This is a genomic window from Mesorhizobium sp. B1-1-6, assembly GCF_006443035.1.
GTDB lineage: Bacteria > Pseudomonadota > Alphaproteobacteria > Rhizobiales > Rhizobiaceae > Mesorhizobium.
Map to the genome: position 1 here is coordinate 48,700 of NZ_VFWR01000004.1, position 19,427 is coordinate 68,126.

Below are 19,427 nucleotides of genomic sequence, written 5' to 3' on the forward strand. Positions count from 1 at the left end.
AGGGAGGAACGCATGGTCGGCAATGCCGTGTTCCGCGTAGAGGGACTGAGGAAATCCTTTGGCCGCAACGAGGTGCTTGGCGGCGTCTCGCTCGAACTCCATGCCGGTGAAGTGACCGTCCTGATGGGCGCCAACGGCGCCGGCAAATCCACCCTCGTCAAGATCGTCAGCGGCGTCTACGAGCGCGACGGCGGCACCATGACCCTGGCCGGCCAGGACTTTGCGCCGGGAAGACCGGCGGAAGCGATCCGCGCTGGCGTCGTCACCGTTCACCAGAACATCAATGACGGGGTCGTCGCCGACCTTGACGTGGCCACCAACCTGACATTGGACAGGCTGAGCGGCAGTGGCGCCCCGGTGCTCTTCAACCCGGTCCGTGTGCGTCGCGAGGCCAAGGCGGTTGCCGACCGCATGGACCTGGCGATCGACTTGAAGGCGCGCGTCAGCGATCTCTCGCTGGCCGATCGCCAGATGGTGGCGATTGCCCGCGCGCTGGCACATCAGCCGAAAGTGCTGATCCTCGACGAACCGACCTCATCGCTATCGAGCGCCGAAGCCGATCGGCTTTTTGCGCTGGTCGACAGGCTGCGCGCGCAAGGCGTGGCGATCCTCTATATCTCGCACCGCATGTCCGACATAAGGCGGCTTGCCGACCGCATCGTCTCGATGCGCGACGGCGCCGTGTCCGGCGTCTTCGACAAGAAGCCGCTCGACTACGAAGGCGCGGTCAATGCCATGCTCGGCCGCAAGATCCACCTCGACCAGATCGTCGTCAGGCATTCGGCCCGGGCGGTGCTGACCGTCGAGGGCCTGCGTATCGCCCAGGGCGCCAGGCCGATATCGCTGACGCTTGGCGACGGCGAGGTCGTTGCCGTCACCGGGCTGGTCGGCGTCGGCAAGACAGCACTTGCCGAGACGCTGTTCGGCGTGCGCAGGCCGCTCGCCGGCACCATGACGATGAACGGCAAACCCTACGCGCCGCGCTCGGCCGGCGATGCGATCGCCGCCGGCGTCTTCCTCGTCGCCAAGGATCGCGCCACTAGCGGCATCGTCGGCGGCTTCAACATCGAGCGCAATGTCAGCCTGCCGTTTCTGAGAAGGATGTCGAACCTGGGCGTGCTCAAGCGCCGCCTGGAACGCGCCACGGCGCGCCGGCAGATCCAGGAATTGGGCATCGTCTGCCGCTCCGAGAAGGACGAAATGTCGGCATTGTCCGGCGGCAACCAGCAGAAGGTGATGGTCGCCCGCTGGATGGCGCAGGATGCAAGCCTGTTCATTCTCGATGAGCCGTTTCAGGGCGTCGACATCTCTGCGAGGCGCGACATCGCCGCCAAGCTGAGGGCAAGCGCCAATGGCCGCGCGACGCTTTTGTTCGTCACCGAACTCGACGAGGCGCTGGAGACGGCCGACCGTATCCTGGTGATGTCGGAGCAGACCATCGTCGGCGAACATCGCAACGCGGACATCGATCTCGATCGCCTGCTGGCCGAGGTGGCCGGCGGGCTGCCGCACCGCGCGGCTTGACCTGCTGGAATTGAAGAGCTGACGATGACAATTGGAATGGAGAGCATGGGTTCGAGTTGGGTAAAAACGGCAGCGGCGCGCGGGGGCGCTGAATGACGCAGCGCAACCACGCCATCCGCTACGGTTTCATCGTCCTGTTGTTCGGGCTCGTCGCTTATTTCGCGATTGCCGCCGACGGTTTCATTTCGCCGCAAAGCGCGGTCTTCATCTTCCAGTCGGTCGCTATCACCGGCGTGCTGGCGCTTGGCGTCACCGCCACGCTGGTCGTTGGCGGCTTCGACCTGTCGATCGGCTCGGTCGCCACGTCAGCCATGATGGCTGCGGCCTATGTGATGGTGGTGCTGGAGCAGAACGCTGTCGTCGCGGTCATCGTCTGCCTGCTGATCGGCGTTATTGTTGGGCTCATCAATGGTTGGCTGATCGTCTATATGCGCGTGCCGGACCTGCTGGCGACGCTCGGCATGATGTTCCTGCTGGTCGGCCTGCAGCGCATCCCGACCGAAGGCCGCTCGATCGCCACCGGCATGACCATGCCCGATGGCTCGGTCGCCAACGGCAAATTCGGCGAGGCGTTCCTGGCGCTCGGCCGCCACCGCTTCGACTTCTTCATTCCCAATCTCGTTCCGGTCTCGGTCGTCGTCCTGGCGGTGCTCGCGGTGCTGATCTGGTTCTTCCTCGAATACACCCGCTTCGGCCGCATGATGTATGCAGTCGGCTCCAATGAGCGCGCCGCCGAACTCGCCGGCGCGCCTGTCAAGGCATACAAAATCTGGGCCTATATCATTTCAGGAGTTTTTGCCTCGATCGGCGGTATTTTGCTCGCCGCGCGGCTTGGACGCGGCGACATCGCCTCGGGTAATAATCTTCTGCTCGACGCTGTCGCCGCGGCGCTCATCGGCTACGCGGTGCTCGGCGCCGCCAAGCCGAACGCGTTCGGCACGGCTGTCGGTGCGGTCTTCGTCGGCGTCCTGCTGCAGGGCCTGACGATGATGAACGCGCCATACTACACGCAGGATTTCATCAAGGGCGCCGTTCTGGTCGTCGCCCTTGTCTTCACCTTCGCTCTTTCCGGCAGGGGCAGGACATAGATTTCGACCGGTTGCATTTCAACAAGTGGAGGAAACGACGTGAACATCACAAGAAGACTTTTAGGCAAGGCAGCGCTCGGGCTCGCCGGCGCGGCGTTGCTGGTGCAAGGGACGGCCCTGGCTGCCGATCGCCCGGCGCCGTTCGACAAGCCAGGCGTCAAGATCGCGCTGGTGCGCTATCTCTCGACCGGTGACTTCTTCCAGGCCTATCTGTCCGGCGTCGAGGCGCAGGCCAAGGCCCTCGGCGTCGACCTGCGCGTGCTCGACAGCCGCCAGGACGCCGCCCTCCAGGCCGACATGGTCGACCAGGCCATCGCGCTCGGCGTGCAAGGCATCATCATCCAGCACGGCCTGACGGAATCGATGAAGGACGCCGCCCAGCGCGCGGTCGACGCCGGCATCAAGGTGGTCGCTTTCGACGTCAATGTCGAAAACCCCAAGATCCCGCAGATCGAGCAGTCAGACCGCGACCTTGCGCGCCTCGCGCTCGAGCAGGCCGTCAAGGACAATGGCGAGAGCTGGAAGGCCGGCTATGTCTATGTCGCGGGCATCGCCCCGCTCGACCGACGCAACGAAACCTGGGTCGACGTGAAGAAGAAATATTCGGGCATCAACGAAGTCGCCATGTTCGGCACATTGGACAACCCGATCGCCAACTCGGTCGCCAACCAGGCGCGCTCAGTGCTGACCGCCCATCCCGACATCAAGGTGATGTTCGCTCCCTATGACGAGTTCGCCAAGGGTGTGAAGATCGCCGTCGACGAGGCAGGCCTGAACAAGGACATCAAGATCTATTCGGCCGACATTTCGACCTCGGACATTGCGGCGATGCGGGAGCCCGACAGCGCCTGGGCGGCAACCGCCGCGACCAACCCGGCCGTCGTGGGCCAGGTCTCGGTGCGTGCGCTGGCGCAACTGCTGGCCGGCGAAGACCCCGGCCACAACGTCGTCGTGCCGCCGACGCTGATCACCCAGAGGGACCTTCTCGACAAGGACATCAAGAACATGGAGGACCTGTCGGCCAAGCTGCCGCAGTTCGCCCATGCCGATGTCGCCATGCCCGCCTGGATGCCGAACCCGAACGCGAAGTAGGCCAATCGATATTGCAATTCGCTCACACTTGGAACAGCCGCTTGCAGCAACTGCAGGCGGCTTTTTTGCTGTCTTCATTCGTTGAACAGATCGGAGTAGGAGCCGGTGCGGGCAAGCCGCAGCTCATCGTCGGCAATGCGGTAGATCAAGAGCCAATCCGGTTCTACATGCGCATCCCGATAGTCTTTCCAGTCGCCTTTTAGAGGGGTGATCCTTATAACGCGCCGGCAGTCCGGCGATGAGCAGGCCCAACAACTCGCGCAATTTAGCGAGGTCTTTGCCACGCTTCTCCATGCGCTTAACGTCCCTGCGGAATTGCCCGGAGTGAACGGGCGTCGGCATGTCAGATGCCCAAATCCTTGAACAATTCGTCGGCTGACGCGAAACGCTTGCCTTTGCCTTTTTCCAATTCGGCCATGGCCTTTTGGGTGGTTGCGTTCGGCACCTTCACCGGAAAGGGAAATTCCTTGTCGGCGGCGACGCGGACCAGCAGCAGCCGAATGGCGTCGGAGACCGACAGTCCCATTGCCGCCAGGGCTTCGGTAGCCTGGTCCTTTGTCGCGGCATCAATTCGAGCGCGGACAACCGTGTCCGTAGCCATGTTGCGACTCCCTACTGTTGAGCCACAATGTAGCTACAAACGGGTGTTCTTGCAAGCCTGCCGTCTGCGCTGTGCGTGACGGTGCTACCGCAGCGCCGCCGCGATATTGCCGCCGTCGACCGTCGTTACGTCGGCGGTTGTGCGGTCGGCCAGCGCGTGGTGCAGGAAAGCCTGCGCCACGTCCTGCGCCGTCACCTCCTGGCCGAGCAGATTGCCGGACATGTACTCTTTTTCCGAGACACCGCGTGCGCCCGATCGGCTGGCGATCATGGCGTCGGTCAACAGCCCGGAGCGGATGCGGTCGGCATTGACGGCGTTGGAACGGATGCCATGCGCGCCGTAATCCAGTGCATATTGCCGGGACAGGAACAGCGTCGCCGCCTTCGGCACGCCGTAGGCGCCGAAGTTCGGACCCGGATTGACCGCCTGCTTAGAGGTGTTGAACAGCAGTGCGCCGCCGGTACCCTGTTCGAGCATGATGCGCACCGCGTTCTGCGCCACCGACTGGTGGGCGAAGAAATTGAGCTCGAAGCTCTTGCGCAGCAGCGCGTCGTCAAGTTCGCCGATCCGGCCTTCCCAGGCAGCACCGGCATTGGACACCACTATGTCGACGCCGCCATACACGGCGACCGCCCTGTCGAAGGCTGCACGCACTTGGTCCGGATCGGTGATATCGGCGGCGACGCCGATCGAATTGTTGCCGGCCTTCTTCGCGGCATCAGCGGCTTTTTCGCCATCGAGATCGACGACCACCGCATGCGCGCCATTGTCCGCAAACAGCTTGGCGGTCGCCGCACCGATCGCACCGGCACCGCCAGTGATCAGCACGACCTGGCCGGTCAGCGGCTTCGGCTTGTTGGAGGCGAGTTTGGCCTGTTCCAGCGACCAGTATTCGAGCGGGAACAGGTCGGCCTTGGAAAGCGGATGAAAACGGCCGACCGCCTCGGCGCCACGCACGGCCTCGATCCACATTTCGCCGACATCGGAAGCGATCCTGGCATCCTTCAGCGTGCGGCCATGGCCGAACATGCCGAGCCCTGGCACCAGCGTCAGCCGCGGCATCGGGTCGAGCATGGTGCGTTTGACGTCGTCGAGCGCGTCATTGGTCTCGAAATAGGCGCGGTATTCCTTGGCGAAGGCGTCGACATGGCTCTTGATGACGGCCTTGTAGTCGCCGGCCTTGTCCGCATCTGGCGCCGGCACCGCCATCGGCCCGGTCTTGATGCGGATCGACAGGTCCGGCGTCGACACGCCGCGCGCGGCGTAGTCGGCGATCTCGGCCGAATTGATGAAATCGACGATCGCATCCGAGGTGCGGAAATCGCTGATCATGCGGTCGAAGCGGCCTTCGCCGCGTGCCACCGCCACGGCGCCGCGCAACATAGGAGCGATGGAAGCCGGCGTCGCGAGCTTCGCCGGAAGCGCGGCCTTTGCCGCCTTGGGCTTGGCATGCTTGGCTACATACTCCTCGGCGACATTCACATAGTGGATCATCCGGTCGTAGGCCTGCTTGGCGTCGTCGCCGAAGGTGAAGATGCCGTGCTTGTCGAGGATCAGTCCTTCCACATCAGGGTCGGCATCGAAGACGTCGGCCGCCGCCTTGGCGAGGTCGAAGCCCGGCATGATGTAGGGCACGTAGCCCATCTTGGTCCCGAACACCGTCTTCACCAGCGGCTTGCTGTCTTCCTGGTCGACGATCGCCAGGATGGCGGTCGAGTGCGTGTGGTCGACGAATTTGTGCGGCAGGAAGGCATGCAGCAATGTCTCGACCGAAGGATTGGGCGAGGACGGATCGATGAGGTTCGCCCGCTGCAGCGCGACCATGTCCTCGTCGGAGAGCTTGTCCAGCGCGCGCGCCTTGATGAGCGCGCCCATCTTCACCGCCGGCAGGCCCTGCGGCTCGATGACGGCCATGTCCCAGCCGCTGCCCTTGACGCACAGCACGTCCCATTCGTCGCCGACGAGGTCGGTCGCCTTGGTCTTGCAGGAGGTGTTGCCGCCGCCATGCAGCACCAGTCGCGGTTCGCCGCCCAGCAGGCGCGTCGTGTAGACGCGCAGCGCGAGATCGCGTCCGACGCCTTTCTTTGCATAGTCGGCAACCATCTTCTCCGCGTCGCCGTCATTCCACAGGTTCTTCATTAGCTTCGTCCAGTTGCTGTCATAGTGGTGAAACAGGAATGCCACGACGCCTTGATGACGGCCGCGGCAGGAATGGTCTCTAGGATACCTTTTTGCCTGGCGCTCCGGCATGATCCAGAAGCCGCTGCGCCATATCGGCGCCGACCACCAGATGTGTGCAAAGACCGCCGGCGATCGCCGCGAGCAGGGGTTCGAACTTGCTGTTCTCCTGCACCACCATCAGCCGCTTCTGAATGGCGCGCAGCGAGGAAAGCTCCGCCGAGATCACCCGCCGGTTGTAGCCGCAGTCGAGCACCTTGCCCTCGGCATCGATGATCTGCCCGGCAATGACGCCGGCCGCGCCCGCCTTGCGCAGGTCGGCCATTTCGTCTGATGTCAGCGCGCCGCATTTGACCAGATGGCTGTCGGCATCGACGGCGCCGACCGAATACAGCGCCAGATCGCATTCGTGGATGCTCGACAGCTGTTCGCGGATTACAGGCTCGGCCCGCAGGCCGCGCGCCAGCTCTTCGGTGGTCAGCACGAGCGGCGCGTAGAAATTGATGCCCTTGGCGTTGAGCCGCCGGGCGATCTCCATCGTGCACTGGTCGGGACGATAGGAATAGGGCGCGCCGAGATTGCCGCAGAGCTGCACCACGGTGACATCCTGGAGATCGGCGTAGGACATGATGTCGGCGATCATGTAGACGGTGCGTCCCCAGGCGACGCCGATGCGGTCGCCTTTTTTCACCAGTTCGAGAAAGACGCTCGCCGCCAGCACCGCGATGTCGGTGGCGGGATCGGCGATATGGCCGTTTTCCGGCGCGATCCAGACCGCGTCGAGACCGAGTGCATCCTCGAGCTTGCGCGCCATGACGTCGTCGGTGAAAAGCTGGGTCGAGGTCGAGATGTTGACGATGCCGGTCTCGCGCGCCTTGCGCAGATACATGGCAACCGAGGCGCGGGAAATGTTAAGCTGGCTCGCCACCTGGTCCTGGCGCAGGCCATGCGCATAATAGAGCCAGGCGGCCTTGTGGATAAGTTGTTCTGCCGGTCGGATTGCCATGCCTTCTCCTCGGCTGACATTAGTCACGGCTCTCGACAAAAGTCAAACCGCGCGGAGGTACGCGATGCCTTTACGCGCGGCAAATCTAGATCATCATTGCGCCAGACGCGCTTTGTCGTGGCATCGTTGCTGGTGACGCGGCCCCAGCCTGTGGTTAGAACATGTCGGCAAAGGGACATACGGGGAGGACACGATGGGCAACCCTTACGAACAGGATCTCGACAGGAACGCTGCCAACCACCAGCCGCTGACGCCGCTCACTTATCTGGAGCGGGCCGCCAAGACCTATCCCGATCATGTCGCCATCATCCATGGCCGGCAGCGCGTGACGTATCGCGATTTCTGGCGGCGTTCGCTGCAGCTCGCCTTGGCGCTCTCCAGGCGCGGCATAGGCAAGGGCGACACGGTGACGGTGATGCTGTCGAACACGCCGCCGATGCTGGAGGCGCATTTCGGCGTGCCAATGGCCAAGGCGGTGCTGCATTCGCTCAACACTCGCCTCGACGCCGCCGTGATCGCTTTCCAGCTCGACCATGCCGGGACCAGAGTGCTTATCGTCGATCGCGAATTCTCCGAAGTGGTTCGGCAAGCGCTTGACCTGGCCAAGGTGAAGCCCCTGGTCATCGACTATGACGATCCCGACTACGCCGCGGACGCTCCCTATCCGAAGGGCGGTCGCATCGGCACTCTCGACTACGAGGCCTTCGTCGCCGAGGGCGAGGGCAATTTTGCCTGGTCGATGCCTGACGACGAGTGGGACGCCATTTCGCTCAACTACACCTCGGGCACGACAGGCAACCCGAAAGGCGTCGTTTACCATCATCGGGGTGCTGCCCTGATGGCCTACGCCAACACCGTCCATGCCGGCATGGCCAAGCATGCGGTCTATCTGTGGACGCTGCCGATGTTCCACTGCAATGGCTGGTGCTTTCCGTGGACCTTGGCCGTCCAGGCCGGCACCCATGTCTGTCTGCGCTGGGTTCGGCCGAAGCAGATCTACGACGCCATCGCCGACCATGACGTCACCCATCTGTGCGGCGCGCCGATCGTTATGTCGGTGCTGATCAACGCCAGGGATGAGGACAAGCGCCAGTTCCCGCAAGCCGTCACCTTCAACACGGCCGCCGCGCCGCCGCCGGAAGCGGTGCTCACCGGCATGGCCGATGCCGGCTTCGCCGTCACGCATCTCTATGGTCTGACCGAGACCTACGGCCCGGCGGTGGTGAACGAATGGCACAATGAGTGGGATCATCTGGAGAAGGGGCAGAGGGCCACGAGGAAGGCCAGGCAAGGCGTCCGCTACGCCGCGCTCGAAGGCCTCACGGTGATGGATCCCGAAACGATGACGCAGACGCCCGCCGACGGCCAGACCATCGGCGAGGTCATGTTTCGCGGCAACATCGTCATGAAAGGCTATCTCAGGAACCGCAAGGCCACCGACGAGGCGTTCGCCGGCGGCTGGTTCCACTCCGGCGATCTCGGCGTCATGCATGCGGATGGATATATCCAGCTCAAGGACCGCTCCAAGGACATCATCATTTCGGGCGGCGAGAACATTTCCTCGATCGAGGTCGAGGACGCGCTCTACAAGCACCCGTCCGTTGCGTCTTGCGGCGTGGTGGCGCGGGCGGACGAGAAATGGGGCGAGGTGCCGGTCGCCTATGTCGAGCTGAAGCCCGGCAAGACAGCGACCGAGGCCGAGATCATCGAGCATTGCCGTGCGCTGCTTGCCCGCTTCAAGCTGCCGAAAGCGGTGGTGTTCGCCGAGATTCCCAAGACCTCGACGGGGAAGATCCAGAAATTCCGGCTAAGGGAGATGGCGAAGAGTGGCAGCGCCAACTCGTAGCAGTTTGCACCAGCATCCGCGAGTTGGTCATCCCAGAGCGTTGCAGGAGCGAAGCTCCGTCGCGGAGCCCTAGGCTCCATGCCGCGACCCGGCAGCCGTGATCCGACGGCCGACAATGGCTTTCCAAGATTGTGGATGCTGGTCGGCCTAACCCTTTGAGCCGATTTATTTTTTTCGACAGAGGTCGCAGCATGGATTCTGAGAGTCTGCGCGTCGCTCCGCTCCTTGCTACGCCCTTGATGATGACGGGATGAGCGCCATTCGCAATCGGCAACGTCGGTCATTGCACACCTGCGACTGTCACCATCTGTCACCATTTTGTACGCGTACGCCGAATCCGCGTTGACATCGCGTTCCTTTCGATTTACGAGTGACGAAAATTAAAATTCATCACTAGTAAATCGAAAGAGGCTATGTCCGAAACCGCCAACCTCGTCGCCGATGCCGCTCGCCAGGAGAATGTAACGCGCATTCTCGATTGCGCTGAGCGCCTGTTCCGGCACTATGGCTACGGCAAGACCAATGTCGCCGACATTGCCCGCGAACTCGGCATGTCGCCAGCCAACATCTATCGCTTCTTTGCTTCCAAGGTCGAAATCCACCAGGCGGTCTGCGGCCGGATGCTCGGGGCCAGCTACAGGATGGCCTACGAGATCATGCATTTGCCGATCAGCGCCGAGGAACGGCTGCGGCGCTACGTGCACGCGCAGTACAAGATGACGATGGAGGTCATGCTCGACGACCAGAAGGTCCATGAGATGGTCATCGTCGCCCTCGAGCGCGATTGGGGCGTCATCGACAAGCATGTCGACAGTATCCATGATCTTTTTGCCGAGGTGATCCGCGAGGGCATCGCGGCCGGCGAATTCAGGGAACAGGATCCGGTGATTGCGTCGCGCTGCTTCGGCGCCGCCACGGTCATTTTGTGCCACCCGCAGATGGTGGCCCAGTGTCTTGCCAAGACCAACCGGGCGATGCCCGACGACCTCATCGAGTATGCGATCAAGGCCTTGAAGAAATAGCCGCCGCCCGCCGGGCGCCGGCAACGACAATCAATCTCCAGTTTGGGAGTGCTAAGGTGTCTTCGTCCAATTCCATTATCCGCTGGCTGCCCGTTGCCGGCCTGATCGTCGCGGCACTCGGCCTGGCCGGTTGTTCCCAGGAGAAGGCGGAGGTCAGGGATATCATCCGCCCCGTCAAGGTCGTCGAGATCGGCGCGGCGCAGACCACCCGCCAGCTCGATTACTCCGGCTCGGTGCGTGCTCGCACCGAGATGAATCTCGGCTTCCGCGTTGCCGGCAAGGTCACCGAGAGGCTCGTCGACATCGGCCAGCATGTCACCTCGGGCGACGTCCTCGCCCGCATCGATCCCTCCGATTACGAGCTTTCGGTCAAAAGCGCCGCGGCGAGCCTTGACGCCGCCGAGCGCCAGGTCGAGACGGTGGATCTCGCCAGGAAGCGCGCCGAGCAGCTTTATGCCAAGAATTTCGCGCCGAAATCGCAGCTCGAGCAGGCGATGCTGGCCTACAACCAGGCGGTCGCGACGCGCGATGCCGCCCGCTCGACCCTCGCCCAGGCTCAGAACCAGGTCCACTATACCGACCTCAAGGCGAGCGAGAACGGCATCGTCACCGCGGTCAGTGCCGATGTCGGCCAGGTGGTCGGTGCCGGCACGCCCGTGATGACGGTTGCCGTCGACGGCGAGAAGGAAGTGCTGATCGCGGTACCGGAAATGGATATTGCCGGCTTCAGGCCGGGCAAGGAGGTCAAGGCAAGCTTCTGGGCGGACGATGCGCTGACGCTTGCCGGCAAGGTCCGCGAAGTGGCCGGCAGCGCCGACCCGCAGTCGCGTACCTTCGCCGTTCGCGTCTCGCTCCCCAACGATCCGCGCGTGCTGCTCGGCATGACCGCCAACGTGCAGGCGACGGTCGACAGCAAGACCCAGCTCGTCTCGATCCCGCTTAGCGCCTTGGCTGAAAAGGATGGCCAGAAGATCGTCTGGGCCGTGGACCGCGGCAGCGACACCGTGCATTCGCGTCCGGTCAAGATCGCGAACTTCACCGCCGATGGCGTCGCGGTTGCCGACGGCCTCAAGCAGGGCGACGTCGTGGTTGCCGCTGGCACCCAGTTCATGACCGACGATCTGAAGGTCAAGCTGTCCGGCGACAGTCTCCAGCAGTCCGCCTCGGCGGCGGACGACGCTGCCACCAGCAGCCTGCGCTGACAGCCAGGCACTACGAAAGCCCCCCTGTCTTGGCGGCGCGAGCCGCAAGACCGGGTAGGCCATGGTTTCCGGGCGGCAGGCGCCCGATCGTCGAGACGCCGGCAAGATGGCTCCCCCGCATCATTGTCGCGTCACACGCGATGCGAGTCTCTCCGCTTGAGGGAGCTTCGCCGCCCGGAAGCCAGACGAAGTACGCATGAACGGCATGATGAACCTGCCCTGCAGATCAATTGGACTGGACTGGCGCCATGACCACCGACAGCAACACTGAAAAGCGGCCTTTCAACCTCTCGCGTTGGGCGATCGGGCATCCGAGCATCGCACGTTTCCTGTTCGGCCTGATCATCCTTGCCGGTGCGCTCGGCCTGATGCGCATGGGCCAGAAGGAAGATCCCGATTTCACCTTCCGCGTCATGGTCGTGCAGGCGATCTGGCCGGGTTCTTCGATCCAGGAGATGGAAGACCAGGTCGTCAACAAGATCGAACGCAAGCTGCAGGAAACGCCGCATCTCGACTTCGTGCGCTCCTATACGCGCGCCGGCAGCGCCATCATCACGGTTCAGATCAAGGGCGACACCAATGCTGCCCAGGTCAACGACGCCTTCTATCAGGTGCGCAAGAAGGTCGGCGACATAGCAGGCGATCTGCCGCAGGGCCTGCTCGGCCCCTATTTCAACGATGAATTCGGCGACACCTTCATCACCTTGCATTCGATCAGCGGCGATGGCTTCAGCTATCCCGAATTGAAGAAGTTCGCCATCCAGGCCCGCGATATGCTGCTGACGACGCCCGGCGTCGAAAAGGCGGTCATCATCGGCGACCAGCCCGAGAAGATCTATATCGACGTCTCGTCCAAGGCGCTGGCCGAGCGCGGCCTGACGCTGACTGACCTGCAGAACGCGATCAAGGGACAGAACAATGTCGACCCGGCAGGCTCTGTCGACACCGGCCTGCGCTCGGTCCGCATTTCGGTCGAGGGCGATGTCACCAGCGCCGCCGACATTCGCGAGCTGCGCTTGCGCGCCGGCAACCAGGTAACGCGCCTTGGCGATATCGCGACCGTGAGCTCGGGGCTGGAGGATCCCTTCGAGCGCAAGTATCGGTTCAATGGCCACGAGAGTGTCCAGCTCGGTGTCGTCATGGCCAAGGGCTTCAACGTCACCGATGTCGGCAAGGACGTCGAGGCGACCTACAAGCGATTCGAGGAGGCGCTGCCCTATGGCGTCTCCGTCGACCAGATATCGGACCAACCCGAGGTCGTCAGGGACGCTGTCAGCGAGTTCATGCATGCGCTCGGCGAAGCGCTGCTGATCGTGCTCGTCGTCTCGTTCCTGTCGATCGGCTGGCGCTCCGGACTTGTCATTGCGATCGCCATCCCGCTGGTCCTGGCCGCCACTTTCGCCATCATGTACGAGATCGGCATTGACCTGCAGCGCATTTCTCTCGGCGCCTTGATCATCGCGCTCGGCCTGCTTGTCGACGACGCCATGATCGTCGTCGAGATGATGGAACGCAAGCTGGAGGAGGGGCTGGTCAAGATCGAGGCGGCGGGTTTCGCCTATTCCTCGACCGCTTTCCCGATGCTGACCGGCACGCTGATCACCACCGCCGGCTTCATTCCGGTCGGCTTCGCCGCCTCCACCGCCGGCGAATATGTCCGCACGCTGTTCTACGTCGTCGGCATCGCGCTCGTCGTGTCCTGGTTCGTGGCGGTCTATTTCACGCCATGGCTGGGATATATGATCCTCAAGCAGCGCAAGCATGCCGGCTCCCACCACGACGTCTTCGACACCAGCTTCTATCGCCGGCTTCGCTCGACCGTTACCTGGGCCGTGCGCCATCGCATCATCGTGCTGACGATGACGCTGGTGACCTTCGCCACCAGCCTGTGGGCCTTCCAGTTCATTCCACAGAACTTCTTCCCGCAATCGTCGCGCCCGGAAATCCTCGTCGATCTCTGGCTGCCGGAAGGCACCAGCATCAAGGAAGTCGAGACGCAGGCCAAGGCGCTGGAAGCCAAGATGATGGACGACAAGGACAAGCGCTTCATCGCCACCTATATCGGCGAAGGCGCGCCGCGCTTCTTCCTGCCGCTGGACCAGCAGCTCAGGAATCCTAACTTCGCCCAGCTTCTTGTGATGGCCAATGACGAGCCGGCGCGCGAGCGGCTGATCGTCAAGCTGCGCACCATCCTGGCGCAGGACTTCCCCTCCATCCGCGGCAAGGTCGACCGCTTGTTCCTCGGCCCGCCGACAGGCTGGCCGGTGCAGATGCGCGTCATGGGCCCGGACCGCCAGGAAGTGCGGCGCATTGCCGACCAGGTGAAGGCGAAATTCCAGGCCAACCCGCTGCTCAGCGCCGTCCACGACGACTGGCTGGAACCTGTGCCGGCGATGAAGCTGGTCATCGACCAGGACCGCGCCCGCGCGCTGGGCGTCACCTCGCAACGCATTCGCCAGATGCTGCAGGCGTCCATGTCCGGCGCGCCGCTGGGCGACTTCCGCGACGGCGAAGAAACGGTGTCCATCGTCGCCCGCGAACCGGATGCCAGCCGCGCCCTGCTGTCCTCGGTCGATTCCATCTACATCCCGACCGATTTCGGTGGCTTCGTGCCGCTGTCGCAGGTGGCCAAGGTTGTGCCGGTGCTGGAGCAAGGCGTCGAGTGGCGGCGCGACCGCTTGCCGACCATCAGCGTGCGGGCGACCTTGCCCGACGGCGTGCAGTCCAACGATGTCGTCACCAAAATGTACAACGACATGAAGGATCTGCGCGACGGGCTTGCGCCGGGCTACAAGATCGAGATCCAGGGCGGTGCCGAGGACTCGGCGGAAAGCCAGGCTTCCATCGCCGCCAAGGCGCCGATCATGCTGGCCGTCATCGTCATATTGCTGATGGTCCAGCTGCAGCATTTCGGCAAGGCGATGCTGGTGCTGGCCACCGGTCCGCTCGGCATCATCGGTGCGGCCGCGGCCCTTTTGATCAGCGGCGCGCCGTTCGGCTTCGTCGCCATCCTCGGCGTCATCGCGCTGCTCGGCATCATCATGCGAAACTCCATCATCCTCGTCGACCAGATCGACCAGGACATCGCGAAAGGCATGGAACGCTCCGAAGCGATCATCGGCTCGGCTGTGCGCCGTTTTCGGCCGATCGTGTTGACGGCAATGACCGCGGTTCTGGCGCTGATCCCGATCTCGCGCGGCGTATTCTGGGGGCCGCTCGCCTACGCCATGATGGGCGGCATTCTGGTTGCAACCGTGCTCACCATCCTGGTGCTGCCCGCTGGCTACGCCCTGTTCTTCGGCCGCGAGCGCAAGAAGGTGCCGACCGACGAACAGACGCCCGAACCAGAAACCGTCGAAGGCGTCGAGAGGCCGCAACTCGCTTTGGCGGCTGAATGAACGAAATCGGCCGGTCTCATTTGAGACCGGCCAATTTCTGTTCTTGCGGAGCCGAAGGCCGCTTGCCCGTCAGGCAAATCAGATGACGAAAAACCAGTTGGCGATCAGCATTACCGCCACGCCGGCGACCAGCGTCAGATAGGGCAGCATGCCCGCCTTTTTCACCGAGAGGTCCGCTCCCGCCATGCCGAGGTCGGCCAGCATGTGGTCGGGGAACTTGCCGCCGTCCTGGATGTAATGGCGGAAGCAGAACACCGGGATGATCAGCGCCGCGGTGATCAGCCCGGCCCACAGCGCCATCGGGTTCCACACCTTGGCGCCGGCGCCCATGAAGATCGCGTTGACATAGGCGAAGATCGCCCCGATCCCCAAGAGCCACGTCGGGGCCTTCCACGGCCGCGCGATATGGCCGTTGTCGATGCGATGGATCCAGCCGGCATTGAGGTTGAGGAAGTTGAAGATGATGTAGCCGCAATTGGATACGGCGAGAATGAAGAAGAAGCTCGTCGCATCGGCCGAGGCGATCGCCAGCACGATCAGGTTGAAGCACAGGTCGGTCCACATCGCCCGCGTCGGCGCGCCATGCTCGTTGACGTGACTGAGGTAGCGCGGCAGCCAGCCGTCGACGGAGCCCTGGTAGAGCGTGCGCGAGGAGCCGGCCATCGCCGTCATGATGCACAGCACAAGCGCCAGGATCATCAGCATCACCAGCAGGCTGTGGATAAGCCCGCCGCCGCCGACCATGCCGGCGAGAGCATCCGCCACGCCCGAACCGTCGACGATCGGCGTCGCCAGCATGCCGTTGAGGCCGAGCACGCCCTGGAAGGTGAACGGCACCAGGATGAACAGCAGCATGCAGAGCAGGCCGGAATAGAAGATGGCCTTGAAGGTATCGGTGCCTGGGTTCTTGAACTCGGAGGTGTAGCAGACGGCGGTCTCGAAGCCGTAGGTCGACCAGGCGGCGATGAACATGCCGCCGAGCACCAGCGTCCAGCCGGCGATGTTCCAGGCGCCGGGCTCTGGCGCATAGGCGGCGGCCAAGGGAACCAGCGGCGAGAAATTGGCCCAGTTGATCTGGCCGGTGAAGATCGGCACGACGCCGACGATCAGCATCGGGACGATGACAAGCAGGCCGATATATTTCTGCACATTGGCGGTGCCCAGGATACCGCGATGCTGGATCGAGAAGATCATCAGCATCAGCACGGCGCCGATGAAGAAGGTGGCGTTGAAGGTGAAGGACACCGGACCCAGCGTGTGACTGAACGCCGACCACGTGCGGATCGCCGGGGTCGCCGCCGCGGTCACCGCGGTAATGGCGTCGCCGGCGCTCGTTCCGGCATGTGCCGCGATATAGGCGGCGACCTCGGGCGACGTGTCGGTAAAGATCGGCACCGGCGCCAGCGCATTGAGGATATAGGCGGCGGCGATCGAGCAGCCGAGCGAGAGCACCGGCGACCAGGCAAACCAGTTGCACCATACCGACAAGGGCGCGATGAACTTGGAGTAGCGCAGCCAGGCGGTGGCGCCGTAGATCGAGGCGCCGCCCGATTTGTTCGGGAACAGGCCGGCGATCTCGGCATAGGTGAAGGATTGCAGGAAGCCCATGACCATGGACACCGTCCAGATCAGGAAAGCGAGCGTCCCGGTCGTGCCGGCAATGCCGCCGATCGAGAACAGGACGAGGGCTGGAACGCCGCTCGCCACCCAGAAGGCGCCGCGCCAGTCGATATGCCTGAGCAGCTTGCTTTCGGCAGGCTGGTCCAGGACCGTGCTTATGGTGCTCATGTCGGTGAATTCCCCTTTTTGATGTTCCCCGCCGGCGACGCCTCGGCTGTGCGAAGCTTGCTCCCGGCCAATATCGCCGCGACTTCAGTGTTTCCACTCAGTCGTATTTTTTTCTTAGGAGTGAAGATTGATCCGGCGCGCTTTCACGTCAAGCGTTTTGTCGCGCCGTGCACATCACGCTTGCGGGCGGGCGCACAAATGTGCCCTGCGGCGCCGCCGACGGGCAATCCCGTATGCCCGGAAGGCCGCGGTCAGGAACGCGGCCTGGTCTTCTGCGGATCGTAATGGGCGAAGGCCACGACTCGCGCCGGCAGCCGCTTGGCGTGGCCGTCGAGCTTGCCGATTTCAACTCGCGCGCCGATGGCGGCGTGGGTGACATCGAGCCGCGCCAGCGCGATGGTCTTGTTCAGCACCGGCGAGCGCATGCCCGACGTGACGACCCCGATCTGGGCGCGGCCGACATGCACGCAATCGCCATGGCCGACCGCGACGTTGGCATCGATGTCGAGCCCGACCAGTTTGTTCTGCGGGCTCTCCTTGCGCCGGATCAGCGCCTCGCGGCCGATGAAGTCGTCGGTCTTGGACTTCAGCGGCACGGTGAAGCCGATGCCGGCCTCGAACGGGTCGGTCTGGTCGGAGAACTCGTAACCGGCGAAGATCAGCCCGGCCTCGATGCGCACCATGTCCAGCGCCTGCAGGCCCATCGGCTTCAATCCATGCGGCTGGCCGGCGGCCCAGATCGCGTCGAAGACCTTTTCGGCGTCGCGCGGATGACACCAGATCTCGTAGCCGAGTTCACCGGTATAGCCGGTGCGCGAGACGACGACCGGAACGCCATTGCCGCCGCCGATGCGCGCGACGGCGAAGCGGAACCATTCCAGTTCCTCGATCGACGGCTGCAGCGGCGAGGTCCAGATCACCTTCCTCAGGATATCGCGGCTCTTCGGCCCCTGCACGGCGATATTGTGCATCTGGTCGGTGGACGAGCGTACCAGCACGTTGAGACCGAGCTTTGTCGCCGTCTCGCGCAGCCATTCGCCGGACAGATCGTCGCCGCCGACCCAGCGGAAATTGTCCTTGCCGAGCCTGAGCAGCGTGCCATCGTCGATCATGCCGCCATGCTCGTAGCACATGGCGGAATAGACGACCTGGCCCACGCCGAGCTTCTTGACGTCGCGGGTCAGCGTATATTGCAGCAGCGCTTCGGAATCCGGGCCGGTGACCTCGAATTTGCGCAGCGGCGACAGGTCCATGATCACGGCGTCCTGCCGGCAGGCCCAGTACTCGGCGATCGCGCCTTCCCTGGCGAAGGAATTGGCCAGCCAATAGCCCCTGTACTCGACGAAGTCGCGGGTGTGCTTGGCAAAGCTCGAATGAAAGGAGGTCTCGCGGGTCATTTTCGGTTCCGAATCGGGCGTCATGCGTCTGGCGATCGCACGCGAGAATTTGTGCTGGCCGGAATAGGTGCGCACATGGATGTCGGTCAGGTCCCAGCCATTGGCCGGCGTCGTGTCGTCGGGGCAGGCGGAGGACACGCAGACGATGTCGGTCAGCGCCCGCAGCAGCACATAGTCACCTGGCCGCGACCATGGCTCGTCGGAGACCATGACGCCATGCGCGTCGATTGCCGTGTTGAAGAAGAAGTTGATAGCCATCCAGCCGGCGCGTGGCGTGACGCCCTTGTCCGACAGCGCGCGGTTGAAGTTCTCCGAGCAGTTGGCATGGCCGGGATAGCCGATGTCATCGTAATATTTGGCGGCGCATGCGAGCGCGAAGGCGTCGTGCCGGCCGCATGTGTCCTGCACCACTTCGACCAGCGGCTCCATGTCCTGGTCGTAATATTTCGAGTGCAGCCCCGGCATCGGATAGCTCGATCCCATCAGCGTGCGTGTCGTCGTCACATCGAGCGGATGGTCGAGCCCCTTGTCCAGCTTGCGCGCCGAAAAGCACTGGAAGTCGGTGCATTGGCGCCCGTCGACGTCGATGATCTGCAGATAGTCGCCGGCTTTGACGAAATAGGATTCCGCCGTCGCCGAATGGACGCGCAGGTCGAGCACCGGATCGGCGAGCGGGTCGGCCAATTGCGACTTCGCCGCCGGACGGATGGTGGCACGCCGCACGATCACGGTAAGCGGCGTCGCCGTGTCATGGCCGTCGACCAGCATCGGCCCGCCGGGCGCGGCGATCACCACCGAGCCGACGCGCGCAACGCTGAAAGCCTGTTCGGTGCCGGCCGGCGTGGCGCCGCCGAATACGCGCACCGCCTTGGCCTGATCGAGCTGCACCTGCCGGCGCGCGAGCCCGCGCCGCAGGGACGCGAGACTGTCATCGCCCTCGGCAAGCAGCACCTTGATGCCGGCGGCATTGCTGTTGGATTTTTCCCCGAGGATGGAGGGATCGGTCGCACCCGTGCCATCCCACGCCAGCAGTTCGCAAGCCTGGCCGCCCTCGACATTGCGCACTGTGATCGTGTCGCCGGCCTCGACCTCGATCAGCACCGCACCATTGCCCTGGACCGTATAGCGCTCCATGCCCGGCGGCAGCGCGATCTGGCCGGGCCGCAGGATCAGGCTCGGCCGGGGTGGTCCGGATGCGACGGCAGGGTAGGGCGACTGGCTCATCTCAGCCTTGCGGTTCGAGAAACAAGTTTGCCTGTGCGTGAAATTATTTTAGCAGCAAGAA

The 19,427-nt window shown here is 63.6% G+C and carries 12 protein-coding genes and 1 pseudogene; 7 read left to right on the forward strand and 6 right to left on the reverse strand.

Annotated features, from left to right (window positions below; translation table 11 throughout):
* Window positions 1-12 precede the first annotated feature (12 nt).
* From FJ979_RS09410 to FJ979_RS09420, 3 genes are all read left to right on the forward strand, one after another.
* On the forward strand, window positions 13-1,524 hold the full coding sequence (locus FJ979_RS09410; protein WP_140580690.1) for a sugar ABC transporter ATP-binding protein: 1,512 nt from the start codon (window positions 13-15) through the stop codon (window positions 1,522-1,524).
* Between the two features lie 92 nt (window positions 1,525-1,616).
* Complete coding sequence (locus FJ979_RS09415) at window positions 1,617-2,612, forward strand: ABC transporter permease (RefSeq protein ID WP_140580692.1); 996 nt, start codon at window positions 1,617-1,619, stop codon at window positions 2,610-2,612.
* Between the two features lie 39 nt (window positions 2,613-2,651).
* Window positions 2,652-3,704, forward strand: coding sequence for a substrate-binding domain-containing protein (locus FJ979_RS09420; RefSeq protein ID WP_140580694.1), 1,053 nt, complete (start codon window positions 2,652-2,654; stop codon window positions 3,702-3,704).
* A 74-nt stretch (window positions 3,705-3,778) separates the two neighbouring features.
* Here the strand turns inward: FJ979_RS09420 and FJ979_RS09425 are convergent.
* The 4 genes and pseudogenes from FJ979_RS09425 to FJ979_RS09440 all read right to left on the reverse strand — a co-directional run bounded on the left by FJ979_RS09425 (window position 3,779) and on the right by FJ979_RS09440 (window position 7,489).
* Window positions 3,779-4,046, reverse strand: a pseudogene (locus tag FJ979_RS09425) (type II toxin-antitoxin system YafQ family toxin).
* Window position 4,047: 1 nt separating this feature from the next.
* Window positions 4,048-4,305, reverse strand: coding sequence for a type II toxin-antitoxin system RelB/DinJ family antitoxin (locus FJ979_RS09430; RefSeq protein WP_140497837.1), 258 nt, complete (start codon window positions 4,303-4,305; stop codon window positions 4,048-4,050).
* Between the two features lie 84 nt (window positions 4,306-4,389).
* Complete coding sequence (locus FJ979_RS09435) at window positions 4,390-6,444, reverse strand: bifunctional aldolase/short-chain dehydrogenase (RefSeq protein WP_140580942.1); 2,055 nt, start codon at window positions 6,442-6,444, stop codon at window positions 4,390-4,392.
* Window positions 6,445-6,523: 79 nt separating this feature from the next.
* The gene (locus tag FJ979_RS09440) at window positions 6,524-7,489 is read right to left on the reverse strand and encodes a sugar-binding transcriptional regulator (protein WP_140497839.1); all 966 of its coding nucleotides are present in this window, start codon (window positions 7,487-7,489) and stop codon (window positions 6,524-6,526) included.
* 193 nt (window positions 7,490-7,682) lie between these two features.
* Here FJ979_RS09440 and FJ979_RS09445 point away from each other — a divergent pair, with 193 nt between their 5' ends.
* The 4 genes from FJ979_RS09445 (at window position 7,683) to FJ979_RS09460 (ending at window position 14,957) form a co-directional block, all read left to right on the forward strand.
* Window positions 7,683-9,335 carry an acyl-CoA synthetase gene (locus tag FJ979_RS09445; RefSeq protein ID WP_140580695.1) on the forward strand — a complete coding sequence of 551 codons (1,653 nt, stop codon included), beginning with the start codon at window positions 7,683-7,685 and terminating at the stop codon, window positions 9,333-9,335.
* 413 nt (window positions 9,336-9,748) lie between these two features.
* Complete coding sequence (locus FJ979_RS09450) at window positions 9,749-10,357, forward strand: TetR family transcriptional regulator (RefSeq protein WP_140580697.1); 609 nt, start codon at window positions 9,749-9,751, stop codon at window positions 10,355-10,357.
* A gap of 56 nt (window positions 10,358-10,413) precedes the next feature.
* On the forward strand, window positions 10,414-11,559 hold the full coding sequence (locus FJ979_RS09455) for an efflux RND transporter periplasmic adaptor subunit (protein WP_140580698.1): 1,146 nt from the start codon (window positions 10,414-10,416) through the stop codon (window positions 11,557-11,559).
* A 248-nt stretch (window positions 11,560-11,807) separates the two neighbouring features.
* Window positions 11,808-14,957, forward strand: coding sequence for an efflux RND transporter permease subunit (locus FJ979_RS09460; RefSeq protein ID WP_140580700.1), 3,150 nt, complete (start codon window positions 11,808-11,810; stop codon window positions 14,955-14,957).
* 78 nt (window positions 14,958-15,035) lie between these two features.
* On the opposite strand, the gene FJ979_RS09465 is transcribed toward FJ979_RS09460, so the two are convergent.
* Both FJ979_RS09465 and FJ979_RS09470 read right to left on the reverse strand, forming a co-directional pair.
* The gene (locus FJ979_RS09465; RefSeq protein WP_140564312.1) at window positions 15,036-16,745 is read right to left on the reverse strand and encodes an APC family permease; all 1,710 of its coding nucleotides are present in this window, start codon (window positions 16,743-16,745) and stop codon (window positions 15,036-15,038) included.
* A gap of 251 nt (window positions 16,746-16,996) precedes the next feature.
* Entirely contained in the window at window positions 16,997-19,366 is a 2,370-nt protein-coding gene (locus tag FJ979_RS09470; protein WP_140580702.1) for an aminomethyltransferase family protein, read from the reverse strand.
* Window positions 19,367-19,427: the final 61 nt, after the last annotated feature.

Coding starts and splice junctions, on each gene's coding strand:
- FJ979_RS09445 (WP_140580695.1), top strand. CDS start 7,683: ATGGGCAACCCTTACGAACAGGATCTCGACAGGAACGCTGCCAACCAC.
- FJ979_RS09415 (WP_140580692.1), top strand. CDS start 1,617: ATGACGCAGCGCAACCACGCCATCCGCTACGGTTTCATCGTCCTGTTG.
- FJ979_RS09450 (WP_140580697.1), top strand. CDS start 9,749: ATGTCCGAAACCGCCAACCTCGTCGCCGATGCCGCTCGCCAGGAGAAT.
- FJ979_RS09460 (WP_140580700.1), top strand. CDS start 11,808: ATGACCACCGACAGCAACACTGAAAAGCGGCCTTTCAACCTCTCGCGT.
- FJ979_RS09430 (WP_140497837.1), bottom strand. CDS start 4,305: ATGGCTACGGACACGGTTGTCCGCGCTCGAATTGATGCCGCGACAAAG.
- FJ979_RS09410 (WP_140580690.1), top strand. CDS start 13: ATGGTCGGCAATGCCGTGTTCCGCGTAGAGGGACTGAGGAAATCCTTT.
- FJ979_RS09440 (WP_140497839.1), bottom strand. CDS start 7,489: ATGGCAATCCGACCGGCAGAACAACTTATCCACAAGGCCGCCTGGCTC.
- FJ979_RS09465 (WP_140564312.1), bottom strand. CDS start 16,745: ATGAGCACCATAAGCACGGTCCTGGACCAGCCTGCCGAAAGCAAGCTG.
- FJ979_RS09435 (WP_140580942.1), bottom strand. CDS start 6,444: ATGAAGAACCTGTGGAATGACGGCGACGCGGAGAAGATGGTTGCCGAC.
- FJ979_RS09470 (WP_140580702.1), bottom strand. CDS start 19,366: ATGAGCCAGTCGCCCTACCCTGCCGTCGCATCCGGACCACCCCGGCCG.